The sequence below is a fragment of the Paenibacillus sp. LjRoot153 genome, assembly GCF_964253085.1.
Taxonomy (GTDB): domain Bacteria; phylum Bacillota; class Bacilli; order Paenibacillales; family NBRC-103111; genus Paenibacillus_E.
In genome coordinates, this window is the sequence record NZ_CAXUQH020000001.1 from 2201449 (window position 1) to 2214121 (window position 12673).

Annotated in this window: 14 protein-coding genes; 13 read left to right on the top strand and 1 reads right to left on the bottom strand. The window is 48.0% G+C overall.

What is annotated here, in order from left to right:
• Positions 1–10 precede the first annotated feature (10 nt).
• The 5 genes from ACSQ8P_RS09710 to ACSQ8P_RS09730 all read left to right on the top strand — a co-directional run bounded on the left by ACSQ8P_RS09710 (position 11) and on the right by ACSQ8P_RS09730 (position 5427).
• Positions 11–1183 (top strand): ROK family transcriptional regulator, encoded by a 1173-nt coding sequence (locus ACSQ8P_RS09710; RefSeq protein WP_436234979.1) that lies wholly within the window; start codon positions 11–13, stop codon positions 1181–1183.
• Between the two features lie 38 nt (positions 1184–1221).
• Complete coding sequence (locus tag ACSQ8P_RS09715; protein WP_436234980.1) at positions 1222–2202, top strand: Gfo/Idh/MocA family protein; 981 nt, start codon at positions 1222–1224, stop codon at positions 2200–2202.
• Entirely contained in the window at positions 2202–3254 is a 1053-nt protein-coding gene (locus tag ACSQ8P_RS09720; RefSeq protein ID WP_436234981.1) for a Gfo/Idh/MocA family protein, read from the top strand. The genes ACSQ8P_RS09715 and ACSQ8P_RS09720 overlap by 1 nt, the downstream gene beginning before the upstream one ends.
• A 126-nt stretch (positions 3255–3380) precedes the next feature.
• On the top strand, positions 3381–4136 hold the full coding sequence (locus tag ACSQ8P_RS09725) for a Cof-type HAD-IIB family hydrolase (RefSeq protein ID WP_436234982.1): 756 nt from the start codon (positions 3381–3383) through the stop codon (positions 4134–4136).
• Positions 4137–4317: 181 nt separating this feature from the next.
• Positions 4318–5427, top strand: a complete 1110-nt coding sequence (locus ACSQ8P_RS09730) for an SGNH/GDSL hydrolase family protein (protein ID WP_436234983.1) — start codon at positions 4318–4320, stop codon at positions 5425–5427.
• A 381-nt stretch (positions 5428–5808) separates the two neighbouring features.
• Here the strand turns inward: ACSQ8P_RS09730 and ACSQ8P_RS09735 are convergent, their stop codons facing one another.
• The gene (locus ACSQ8P_RS09735) at positions 5809–6039 is read right to left on the bottom strand and encodes a DUF3951 domain-containing protein (protein WP_436234984.1); all 231 of its coding nucleotides are present in this window, start codon (positions 6037–6039) and stop codon (positions 5809–5811) included.
• A gap of 138 nt (positions 6040–6177) precedes the next feature.
• Between ACSQ8P_RS09735 and ACSQ8P_RS09740 the strand changes: the two genes are divergently transcribed.
• From ACSQ8P_RS09740 to ACSQ8P_RS09775, 8 genes are all read left to right on the top strand, one after another.
• Positions 6178–6345: a hypothetical protein gene (locus ACSQ8P_RS09740; RefSeq protein WP_157256823.1), complete on the top strand. Its 168-nt coding sequence runs from the start codon at positions 6178–6180 to the stop codon at positions 6343–6345.
• 91 nt (positions 6346–6436) lie between these two features.
• The gene (gene alaS, locus ACSQ8P_RS09745; RefSeq protein ID WP_436234985.1) at positions 6437–9064 is read left to right on the top strand and encodes an alanine--tRNA ligase; all 2628 of its coding nucleotides are present in this window, start codon (positions 6437–6439) and stop codon (positions 9062–9064) included.
• Positions 9065–9174: 110 nt separating this feature from the next.
• Complete coding sequence (locus ACSQ8P_RS09750; protein ID WP_028555746.1) at positions 9175–9435, top strand: IreB family regulatory phosphoprotein; 261 nt, start codon at positions 9175–9177, stop codon at positions 9433–9435.
• Positions 9436–9452: 17 nt separating this feature from the next.
• Complete coding sequence (gene ruvX / locus ACSQ8P_RS09755) at positions 9453–9869, top strand: Holliday junction resolvase RuvX (protein WP_068665576.1); 417 nt, start codon at positions 9453–9455, stop codon at positions 9867–9869.
• Between the two features lie 6 nt (positions 9870–9875).
• The gene (locus ACSQ8P_RS09760; RefSeq protein ID WP_056610485.1) at positions 9876–10184 is read left to right on the top strand and encodes a DUF1292 domain-containing protein; all 309 of its coding nucleotides are present in this window, start codon (positions 9876–9878) and stop codon (positions 10182–10184) included.
• Positions 10181–10480 (top strand): DUF1292 domain-containing protein, encoded by a 300-nt coding sequence (locus tag ACSQ8P_RS09765; protein WP_436234986.1) that lies wholly within the window; start codon positions 10181–10183, stop codon positions 10478–10480. The genes ACSQ8P_RS09760 and ACSQ8P_RS09765 overlap by 4 nt, the downstream gene beginning before the upstream one ends.
• Before the next feature lie 126 nt (positions 10481–10606).
• Complete coding sequence (gene mltG, locus ACSQ8P_RS09770) at positions 10607–11704, top strand: endolytic transglycosylase MltG (RefSeq protein WP_436239489.1); 1098 nt, start codon at positions 10607–10609, stop codon at positions 11702–11704.
• A gap of 62 nt (positions 11705–11766) precedes the next feature.
• Positions 11767–12657 carry a peptidase U32 family protein gene (locus tag ACSQ8P_RS09775; RefSeq protein ID WP_436239490.1) on the top strand — a complete coding sequence of 297 codons (891 nt, stop codon included), beginning with the start codon at positions 11767–11769 and terminating at the stop codon, positions 12655–12657.
• Positions 12658–12673 lie beyond the last annotated feature (16 nt).

The following is a 12673-nucleotide window of genomic DNA, read 5'->3' on the forward strand; positions in this document are numbered from 1 at the left end:
TTGTGCACAAATGAACGAGAACACAAGCAGTAAATGGCTGAAGTCTGTGAATCAGCAGAAGGTGCTTCGATTGATTTACGCAGAAGGGCCGATCTCCCGGGTAAATCTGGCGGAGAAAACGGGACTGACCCCGCAGACGATTACGAACATTGTAAACAGGCTGCTTAGAGAAGATATTCTGCAGGAAAATGTTCCGTTGGAAAACGGGGTGGGCCGCAAGCCCGTTCCACTTGTCGTCAAAAGCGGAAATTTATTCGCCATCGGGATCGAGGTTGCGGTCAAATACGTGCGTGGTACACTGGTTGATTTCCGGAATGTACCCATCTGCGAAGTCACGGAAACGATGTTTTCCGGTAGTAATGAAGACCATGATGAGAATAAGGTCGAGTGCATCGTTAAGGTGATCGACCAGTTGCTAAAACGGGTGCCGAAGATGAACCAGCTCAAAGGCATCGGATGCAGTATCCAGGGGCTGGTCGATTCCACGGACGGCGTCGTGCTGCTTTCTTCCGGTCTGCATTGGCGGAATTTCCCGCTAAGGGAAAGGCTTGAGCAGCATTACAACCTGCCGGTCTATCTGGAGAATGACGCGAACCTGCTTGCGCTTGTGGAAAATTTGAACGGAAGCCTGGCTGCATCGAATCATAACGTGACAGTAAAATTGGATTACGGCATCGGCGGAGCTCATGTGATGAACAAGCAACTGAATTCGGGGGCCGGACATGTGGCGGGCGAGCTGGGGCATTGTAAAACGTTCTTCGGCATCGAAGCCCTGCCGTGCCACTGCGGAGCCAAGGGCTGCCTGACTACGCTGGTCTCTGGAAGCGGAATGAAACGCAACCTGGGATTTACGCTGGAGGAGTTCGGGCATCGGATTCGGGAAGGGGATCCGGTTGCGCGGGAGTGGCTTGCAAAGATGTCCGAGGCGGTAAGCTCCGCCCTCAGTAACTTGATCACCTTCTTGAACCCAGATCATGTACTGTTTACCGGCAAGGTGCTGGACCATACGGGAAATTATCTGATGGACCCGCTTAGAAAGCGTATTCTGGAGAACATTCCGGAATCCTGCCGTAAGGTCCGACTTCTTCGGCTGGAGCAGACACCGGACGATTCGGTTCTGGCGGCTGGGCTGGTCATGAACCGGTTCTTCGACGTTCCGCCGATACATTTATCAGTTATTTAACGGGGGTTAAGGCTGTTTTGCGAAAAGGAGAATCCTGTATGAAGATTGCTGTAATCGGCTGTGGTACAATGGGCCGTACCCATGGGGCTGAATGGATTAGAATGCCCGGTATTAAGCTTGTTGGTGTGTGTGATATGCAGGAAGAAGCAGCTCGGGCGCTTGCCGGGAGGTTGGAGACAAAGGCTTTTTCGGATTTCGATCAAATGGTGTCGGAGGCGTGTCCGGAGGTTTTAGATATCTGCTTACCAACGCATATGCATAAGGAATTTGTTCTCAGGGCCGCCCGTCTCGGGAAGCATATCATTTGCGAGAAGCCATTCGCCTTGTCGCTCGAGGAAGCGGATGAGATGGCTGCTGTCTGCGAGCAGCAGGGAGTAAGGCTGTTCATCGGTCATGTGGTTCGCTTCTTCCCAAGCTATACCGATATACGCTGCAAGGCTGCAGATGGAGTAGTCGGGAAGCCCGGAGTGCTGCATACAAGACGGATGGGCGGTAATCCGGGTGTTGCGAAGACTTGGTACACCAATAGTGAGATCAGCGGTGGAGTGATCCTCGACCTAATGATTCACGATATTGATTTTGCTCAAAGCATCTTCGGGAAGGCCGTATCCGTGTATGCAATGAACCGTAGGCACGAGGGTCTCGACTATGCCCTGGCTACCCTGCGTTTTGAGAATGGCGGGATTGCGCATCTCGAGGGCTATTGGGGCTTTCCGGGCCCTTTCACGACGAGCGTGGAACTGGCCGGCAGTGGAGGTGTCATCCGCTTTAACAGTGAGGAAGCCGTTTCGCTCAAGATGTTCAAAGTAAATAACGATTTGCCTGAGACCCCTGCTCTCACGCTTCCCAAAAGCCCTTCTATGTATAATCCGTATTACTTGGAGCTCGCTCATTTCGTGGAATGTTTGCAGACCGGCGCCGAGCCGGACATAACGATCGCTGACGCCCGAAGTGCGCTGCAGACGGGCCTTGCTGCGATTGAATCCGCCGCCACAGGTCGTCCGGTACGTATACAGTGATGAAGTTGGACAGGAAGGGGAGAGACGTATTGACTGAGTTAACGAATGTTGTAAAGATAGGTATGATCAGTTTCGCCCATGGCCATGCTGCCGGCTTCTATCGCCAGCTCAGGATGCTACCAGGTGTGAAGGTAGCGGGCATAGCGGATGAGAACCGTGCTCGGGTGGAGCCGTATTTGCAGGAGGATGCCGAAATCCGTTATTTTGCGGATTACCGTGAGCTGCTGAGCAGTGGCTGTGATGCGGTGGTCATCTGCTCGGAGAACGTTCATCATGCCGAGGTCACGATTTCCGCAGCGGAAGCGGGAAAGCATGTGCTGTGTGAGAAGCCGCTAGGCTTGAACGTGGAGGAAATGGAACAGATGGTAGCTGCCTGCGAGAAGAACGGAGTCCGGCTGATGACAGCGTTTCCCTGCCGCTTCCTTCCTGCAGTTGTGCAGGCCAAGGCAGCGATCGACAGGGGCGAGATCGGCGAGGTCGTTGGAGTGAAAGGCTCGAACCGAGGTACCATGCCAGGAGGTTGGTTCATTGATCCTGCGCTGTCGGGTGGAGGCGCCCTACTGGACCATTCCGTTCATGTCATGGATCTGCTCAACTGGATGTTGGACAGTCCTGTAACGGAGGTGTACGCTGAAGCTGCGACCCTGTTTCATGAGATTCCAGTGGATGACGCCGGGATACTGCACGTGAAGTTCGCGAACGGAGCTTTTGCTTCGATCGATACCAGCTGGTCACGCACGAAGTCCTTCCCTTACTGGGGCGATGTTACGATGGAGATTGTAGGAACGAACGGTCTGCTTACCGTCGATGCCTTTGGCCAGAAGAGCGAGGTCTACAGCGACGAGAGAATGAAAGCCCAGTGGAGCCACTGGGGAGACGATATGAACCGCAGTCTGGTGAAGGCTTTCATCGATGCGATAAGAAACAATAGGGAAGTGCCGATTACCGGCAAGGACGGCCTTCGGTCGGCTGCTGTCGCTGCAGCGGCTTACGAGTCGGTTCGCCGGGGTGAGCCGGTAACTTTGGATGAAAGTGGACGCGTGAAGGCTTAGCAGGAAATAAGCTGTCGCAGAACCCCGACCTGGTTTATGACGGGCAAGCTATTGGAAGTTTTGGGCGAGTGCCTGTCTACAGTTTGTTGCTGTAATCGGATAGAAAGCGCAGAGGAGATCAAGGGAATGTTTGAATATAAATTGCTGGCTTTGGATATGGACGGCACGCTGCTTACCGACGATAAGCAGGTGACGGAAGAAACGAAGAAGTGGCTCCGGAAAGCTGTGGATCATGGGGTAACCGTAATGTTCGCTACAGGGCGGGGGATGCAGACCGCAAGCTCTTTTTGGGAGGAACTGGAGCTCGATTCGCCTATGGTTATGTTGAACGGAGCGGAGATTTGGGAAGGGCCGAACCAGTTGATGGCTCGCACCTATTTGCCCCGCGAAACGGTTCGACGGTTGCATGACCTGGCTCTCCGGGAAGATGCGCATTTCTGGGGCTATTCCGTGGAGAGCCTGTCCGGCCAGAGTAATTGGAGCGAAGAGCTGTTCGAAAAGGATTGGATGAAATTTGGCATGAAGCATGACGATTTGGGGGTAGTGGCGCGTATCCGTGAGGAGCTGTTCGGCTGGGGTGAACTGGAGATTACCTCTTCCGCTCCGGTCAATGTGGAGATCTCTGTCAAGGGGATCACGAAGGAAAGCGGCGTGCGGGAGGTTTGCCGGTTGCTCGGCGTCGAGATGGCGCAGGTCTTGGCGGTTGGCGACAGCGAGAATGATATTTCGATGCTGCGGGCGGCTGGGCTTGGCGTGGCGATGGGCAACGCTGAGGAGCAGGTTAAGGCGATCGCTGATGCAGTCACTGCGTCCAACAACGAGGACGGTGTCGCCAAGGTAGTGCAAAAATTTATTTTTGGTCTGGACATAACCGAGTTCTGATCAATTGTATAAGGGGCCTGAGAGCCGGGGGTTAGTGCCGGTATAAAGGTAGGGGGAGAACATAGTCGTAAACTTCACCGCTCCCCTTCAGTAATCAAAGTACAGGCAAAACTTGCATTCCTGTAAATAAGAATTGGGTCGTAAACGATTATACACCATTGTTTATGGAAGGAATGGTCATGTGGAAAAAAAAGAGAAGAATCTGATAGAGCAATACGATCCCGGAATGCGTCCCAATGAAACGTTCGGTGGCTTGATTCATTGGTATTCCCCTATGGAGCAGCCTTTTCAAATTTCCGGGTTAGCTTGGTTTGCGCAAGAAAAAATCTATCGCAGATTGCCGACTTTACCATCCGGGGCTACTCCGGAAGCCGTCGATCGCTTAGCCAATCATACTGCAGGAGGACAAATCCGGTTTCAGTCGGATTCCTCTTCTCTATCGGTAAGGGTGAAACTGAAAGGCAAAGCCAATATGGTACATATGCCGGCAACCGGACAATGCGGCATCGATTGCTACGTGGGTTCTCCCGACAGTCTCCTTCCCCTAAGGTACGTCAACACAACGAAATATGACCTCACTCTCACCGAGTATGAATGTGCGTTATTTACCAATTGGAATGCCTCGATGCGTAATATCGTCCTTAACTTGCCGCTCTATCAAGGGGTGGAGGAGATATGGATCGGTTTAGATGAGGGCGCAACCGTAACCGCTCCTCCCAACTATGCTTCCGGAAAGAAAGTAGTCATCTATGGAACTTCGATTACGCAAGGCGGCTGCGCCTCGCGGCCTGGCATGGCTTATACGAACATTTTGAGCCGAAGAATTCCGCTGGAATTTATTAATCTTGGTTTCTCTGGAAGCGGCAAGGGAGAGCCGGAGGTTGCCGAAATCATTTCGCAGATTAATGACCCTGCGTGTATGGTCATTGATTATGAAGGCAATTGCGTGAGCACCGAACTTTTCCGTAGGACACTTCCGGAATTTATTGGAATTTATAGGGGGGCGCATCCGTTAACTCCGATTTTGGTAGTCTCACGAATTCGTTACGCGCGTGAGGAGCTGACCCCACACTTGTACGAAGCCAGAATCGAACGTAAGCGTTTCGAACAATTTCTCGTTAACGAGTTGCGGGAGCAAGGTGACTTGAATATTTATTTCTTCGACGGCTCGGGATCTCTCGGTAATGAAGATTTCTTCGAATGCACAGTAGACGGCTCGCATCCAACGGATCTTGGTTTTCTGCGGATGGCAGACGCACTTGAACCAGTTCTAAAAACACTGCTTTTATAATATTTACATAGCGCACAATCAAGCCGGCAGCGATTTGCAACCGGCTTGTCGTGATATTACATACGACTTTCCAAGCTTCGCGCAGTACGCTGGTATTCCCAATTTGAGTGTCTTCCGGAATACGGCCAAAGCGGAAACCGTTATGAGAACTGGTTCTTATGTGGGGGAAAAGAATGGATCGACTTCAAGTAGACATTCTTGAACATCGTGTTGCTTCTGAATTTGTTTATGCATATTTATACAATTGGAAATGGAGCTCAGTAAATTTTTTTCTAACTAATTCTGCAAAAAACTGTTTCTTTGCCGCTTCACACAATTAATTCTAATAAATTCTGCAAGAACAAAAACGGAGCAACGCGGATTCGCGGGCTCGTTTTCTAATTAATTCTGGAATATCACATCACCCTGGCTGTCATCTTCCTCTTTTTGTTCCTTTTGTTCTTGAAATTCGACATGTGATTGCCCCGTTATGTAGTCAAACGGATTGTAACGGCTGTCCGGAATTTGCTTCTTAATGACTGTTTTCACCATTATGTAAATGATTAAGACGAAGATGGGGAAAATGAGACCGAGCAAAGTAAGTGTTGAAATATCTATGTGAAGCACCTCCATATGACTATATTCTACCGTAAAATGCCCTAATATTGACAGGCAACCCCCATAAAGTTATAATTTGCCTTATCTATATGTGAATTAAAGCGTTGATGAAACTTAGTAAGCCATAGCTCATCGTCAGAGAAGAGGTTCCGCTTGGCAGCGAAAACTGCGAAGATCGGCTGGAAGAACCTTTCGGTGCTAGGATGGCCCAAAGCTCGTTTCGGAGTGTGGATGAACTCCACCGGTTGGACCCGTTACAAATCCGCACAAGGAGATTGGATTCGCTCTACGCCGTTGGCAAGGGGAGTACGAAACCAATAACCAGGGTGGTACCGCGATGATTCGTCCCTGTTAGCTGCAGGGGCGTTTTTTGTTTTTTGTAAACTTATCCTAAATATGGAGGCTCACAAAGATGAAAGCAAGTGAAATTCGTTCGAAGTGGTTGCAATTTTTCGCAAGTAAAGGGCATAAGGTTGAGCCGAGTTCTTCATTAGTCCCGCACAACGATCCATCTTTATTGTGGATTAATGCTGGAATTGCACCGTTAAAGCCATATCTGGATGGACGTGAAATCCCAGAGAATCCACGGATTACGAATGCTCAGAAATGTATCCGTACCAATGATATTGAGAATGTAGGTAAAACGCGTCGTCACCATACATTTTTTGAAATGCTAGGCAACTTCTCCATTGGTGATTACTTCAAGAAAGAAGTTATTCCTTGGGCGTGGGAATTCTTAACGGATCCGCAATGGATCGGTTTTGATCCGAATCGGATCTCGGTAACCGTTCACGAAGATGACGAGGAAGCTTTTGAAATTTGGAACAAGCAAATTGGCATTCCAGAGGAGCGTATTTATAAGCTCAAAGAAGATAATTTTTGGGATATTGGAGAAGGTCCATGCGGTCCTTGTACTGAAATTTTCTACGATCGCGGCGATAAATATGGTGACTTGTCGGATCCGGAATGCTGGCCAGGTGGTGAAAATGAGCGCTTCCTAGAAGTGTGGAATCTGGTATTCACACAGTTCAATCATAATTCCGATGGCAGCTACACACCGCTTCCTAATAAAAATATTGATACAGGCGCAGGTTTGGAGCGTTTCGCTTCCATTCTGCAAGATGTGGATTCTAACTTTGATACCGACCTGTTCTTGCCGATCATTGAGAAAACGTGTGAGCTCACAGGTGTTGCTTACCACGTGAATGAAGAGCATGATGTGGCTCTTAAAGTCATCGCTGACCATATCCGTACAGTAGCTTTCTCCGTTGGGGATGGCGTTCTTCCTTCAAATGAAGGTCGCGGCTATATCATTCGCCGTTTGCTGCGTCGGGCAGTACGTTATGGGAAAGTGCTTGGGTTGGATAAACCGTTCTTATTCAAGCTAGTGCCTACGGTTGGCGACATTATGGGTGTTTATTATCCGGAGGTTGTAGATAAGCGTGAGTTTATCGAGAAGGTAATCCGTACAGAAGAAGAGCGCTTCCACGAGACGTTGAGCGACGGATTGATCATTCTTGCCGAGATGGTTCAGAAAACGCAGCAAGCGGGCACGAATCAAATTAGCGGGCCGGACGCATTCAAGCTGTATGACACTTATGGCTTCCCTTTTGATTTGACGGAGGATTTTGCGTCGGAGAAGGGGTTAACTGTTGATCGTGCCGGCTTTGATGCTTCCATGAAGGAGCAGCGTGATCGCGCTCGTGCAGCTAGCAACAAAGAAGGCGGCATGAAGGTTCAAGGCGGACCACTGTCCGAATTGACGATTAAAAGCGAATTTGTTGGATATAATGAATTGGTAGTTACTGCTAATATCGAAGCGATTGTGCATGAGAATGAGCTCGTGGAACTTGTTGGTGTGGGTGAGACTTGTCAGATCATTCTAGATCGTACGCCTTTCTATGCAGAGAGCGGTGGCCAAGTTAGCGATCACGGTACGATTCGTAATGGTCAAGTGACCCTGCAGGTTGTTGATGTGATGAAAGCGCCGCATGGCCAACATGTACACAAGGTTATTGTTGAATCTGGCGTACTTCGTAAAGGTGACTCGGTAGAAGCGATTGTAGCGTCCGCACCACGTACGGATATCATCAAGAACCATACAGCGACTCACTTGCTGCATAAAGCGCTTAAGGAAGTTCTGGGCACGCATGTTAATCAAGCGGGGTCCCTCGTTGAGCCAGATCGCTTGCGGTTTGACTTCTCTCATTTCGGTTCCATTACTAGTGAAGAGCTGCAAGATGTGGAACAACGAGTGAATCAACAAATTTGGAATAGCACGAATGTAGATATTTCCCTCAAAGCGATCGCAGACGCGAAAGCAATGGGCGCTATGGCATTGTTCGGTGAGAAGTATGGCGATATCGTTCGCGTTGTACAAGTCGGCGACTATTCCTTAGAGCTATGTGGAGGCTGTCACGTTCAAAATACAGGTCAAATCGGCTTGTTCAAAATTGTAAGTGAATCGGGAATTGGCTCCGGCGTACGTCGGATTGAAGCTGTTTCTGGTCGCAGCGCTTATGAATATTTAGATGGGCAGTTACAATTGTTGAAAGAAGCGGCTGGTTTGCTGAAGTCGAATATCACTGATGTGCCTAAACGTGTAGATGCTACTTTGCAGCAACTGAAAGAGCTGGCGCGCGAGAATGAGTCACTGCGAGGTAAGCTCGATCGTATTGAGGCAGGTTCTCTCACAGATCAAGTGAAACAAGTTGCTGGTGTTTCCGTTCTGGCTGCGCAAGTCAATGCGGCTGATATGGATTCTCTTCGTAACATCGTCGATGAGATGAAAGGGAAGTTGGGTTCGGCTGTTATCGTTCTCGGCGCTGCTGCTGAAGATAAAGTCAATCTGGTTGCTGCTGTAACGCCTGATCTGGTTTCTAAGGGCTTCCATGCGGGTAAAATTATTAAAGAAGTCGCGGGGGCAGTTGGCGGCAGCGGTGGCGGTCGTCCAGACATGGCGCAGGCTGGTGGTAAGGATGCATCTAAATTGCAAGCAGCACTAGCTAGTGTAGAGGGTCTACTTTCCCAATTCGTATAATTATTTTTCTAATGGACAGGAATTTTTAAAACCATAGAGAATATATCACATGTATAAAGCAAGTTTTTTCAATTATTTTACAAAGGTCACAAGGAAGTGGGGTGCTCCTGATGAGTTCCATGGACAAAACGATGAAGTTCAATGTGAAGGCGGAAGAGATCGAAACTTCGCCGAAGGATGTATTGCTGGCGGTGTATGATGCTCTTCAGGAAAAAGGGTATAATCCGATTAACCAGATTGTTGGTTACTTGCTTTCGGGAGATCCTGCCTACATTCCGCGTCACAATAATGCGAGAAGCCTCATTCGTAAACGGGAACGGGATGAACTGATTGAAGAATTAGTTCGTGCTTATCTGGGTCAACACAAATAGAAGAAAAGAGAACCAGCATGAGATGGATGGGCTTGGATTATGGGGATAAAACCATTGGTGTCGCCTTAAGTGATGAGCTTGGATGGACGGCCCAAGGGCTTGAAGTGATTCGCCGCAATAAGCCGGGAGAAGACATTGAACGGCTTATACAGATTGTTAATGAATATGGCGTATCGCAGGTTGTTGTCGGGTTGCCCAAGAATATGAACAATACGATTGGGCCCCGCGGCGAGATTGCGATTGCATTTTCAGAAGAATTAAAACAAAAGATCAGTGTACCAGTACACCTATGGGATGAGCGATTAACAACCGTAGCCGCCACTCGGACGCTTCTTGAAGCAGATGTAAGCCGGAAGAAACGGAAGCTAGTCATTGATAAGATGGCAGCACAGCTTATTCTACAAGGGTATATGGATGCCAATATGAAGAGGTGAATGAACATGTCCAAAGAAGAATTGCGTGAAGAAGAACCAGAAATCATTTACATCCCGGACGATGAAGGCAACGAAGAAGAGTTCGAGGTTATCATGAAATTCGAAGTGGACGGTTCAGATAAGAAATATATGATGGTCGTGCCTACAGACGGCGGAGACGAAGAATCCGACGAAGTGTATGCGTTCCGTTATGAAGAAGACGACGACGGCGAAGACTTGAAACTTTTCACCATCGATGATGAAGAAGAGTGGAACATTGTGGAAGAAACGTTCAACACCTTAATGGCGGAGTTCGATGAGGAAGAAGAAGCATGAGTTTGACAACACCTTCGGATGTATTGCGCAAAACTTACGGGGATGATATCCTGTTGTCTGACGACCAAAGTGAGTCGACGGTGTATCAACTTCTGAAAGAATTCGTTTATGAGAACCAAACATATGCTGTTATGCAATCGGAAGCCTTGAAGAAGGAAGAGGAAGTTGCCCTTTTTCGTGTCATTTCCAATGTTGACGGTGAATATGAACTAGTTACCATTGACGATGACGATGAGTGGGAAACGGTTTCGGAGTTATACGACGAAATGGTTTTCCCTGAGCAAGACGATTTGTGAGAAGTAGATAACCGAGCGGATGATATCCGCTCGGTTTTGTTGTGCATATGGTTAATGCTAGTAAGGTAAGCTACAGCCAAAGGCTAGATGATGGACATTCTTAGGAGGAATCGAAGCGTTGTGTATATGGATGATGAGCTAGAAGAATTACAGAAGCCTAAGCGTAAAGTACTGAAATGGGTATTGCTTAGCTTTAGTATCGTTGTGTTGCTTGTTCTCGGCACAGCAGGTGGCATTGGATTGTTTATTGCGAGTGCGCTGCAGCCAGTTGATGCTTCTGATCAGGAAGTCCGTGTATCCATTCCCCAAGGCTCCAGCTCGATACAGATTGCAGATGAATTAGAAGCAAAGGGACTCATTAAGAATTCTTCCATTTTCACGTACTATTTAAAGTTTAAAAAGCAGGGCTCCAAATTTCAAGCTGGTGAATATGCGATGAAGCCAGGCATGACATTTGAAGCTATGATTGATAAGCTCAACAAGGGAGATGTTGTGAAGGAAGAAATGATTCGCATCACGATTCCTGAAGGCTATACAATTGATCAAATTGCGGCCAAAGTAAGTGAACAGAGCTCTTGGAACAAAGAAACGTTTCTGGGGCTTGTCGATGATCCTGCGGGCTTTAAAAATGAGTCAACAGCATCCATTCCGGATACTAAAGATGTCAGACATCGGCTTGAGGGATATATATTTCCTGAAACGTATGAGTTTAAGAAAGGCTCTACCGAAAAGGAATTCGTCGAACGTTCATTAGAGCAACTAGAGAAGAAGCTTGCGACACTACCACCTGATTGGAAGGACAAGTTGAAGGCTCGTAATCTCTCCATACACCAGATGCTGACGATTGCTTCGTTGATCGAGCGGGAGGTAGTTGTTGATACGGAGCGTGCGACTGTTTCCGGGGTCATCGTGAACCGTTTGAAAATGAATATGCCACTTCAGATTGATGCGACGGTACAGTATTTATTCGAGAAGTCGAAAGAGCGTTTATTGGAAAAGGATCTTCAAATCCAGAGTCCGTATAATACGTATTTGAATACAGGATTACCTCCAGGTCCAATCGCAAGCCCTAGTCTGGCTTCCATTAAGGCAGCTATCTATCCAGAAGAAACGAAATATGTTTTCTATGTGACGAAGAAGGATGGAACCATGGGTCATTTGTTTGCAGAAACCTTTGAAGAGCACAAGAAGAATATTGCCAATAGTAAGAAGGCCACGAATTAAGTTGACAGAAGAAGGTAGGTAAGCACGTGAATAAACCAGAATTAGTCATCAGCTGTGGTTCAATGGCTGATCTGAAACAAATGATACTTGCAGGTGCAGATGCCGTAATTATAGGGGAAGATCGCTATGGGCTTCGGCTGCCTGGCGAAGTGAAGCTGAACGAGATCGGGGAAGCAGTCGCATGGGCTCACGAACGGAATGCGAAAGTGTATGTCGCGGTCAATAATATTTTGGACAATCAAACACTCGAAGGTTTAAAGGAGTACTTAGCTGCCATCCAGGCACATGGCGTTGACGCCATCATTTTCGGAGATCCAGCTGTCCTCATGACGGCTCGTCAATTACCTGAGTTGCTGCCGCTTCATTGGAATGCGGAAATGACCTCGACGAATTATGCAACCGCGAATTATTGGGGTAAGCAAGGCGCAGTTCGTGTTGTTCTCGCTAGAGAGTTGAACATGGAACAGGTGCTTGATTTTAAAGCGAAGTCAGAGATTGCTGTTGAAGTTCAAGTGCATGGGATTACGAATATTTATCACTCCAAGCGCGAGCTGGTCAAAAATTATATGGCACATCAAGGGACAAAGACGGAAGAGGACCGTTCGAAAGAGCGTGGACTATTTCTTATTGAACACGAACGACGCGACCAACGTTATCCTGTCTATGAGGATTGTAATGGTACGCACATTATGAGTTCCGAAGACTTTTGTATGCTTGAGAATTTGCCAGAGCTTATCGATGGGAATATTGATAGTTTGAAAATTGAAGGCTTGCTCAAATCATCAGAGTACAATGAAACGGTCGTAAAAAGCTATCGCGCTGCGATTGATGCTTATATTGCGAATCCTGAAGGCTATGAGTTTCATCAAAAGTGGCTGGATGCGATTGTGGCGCTTCAAGATCCTGAGCGTGAGCTAAGTTTCGGGTTTTTCTATAAAGAACAGGTATATTGATCGAAGAAAGAAGGTG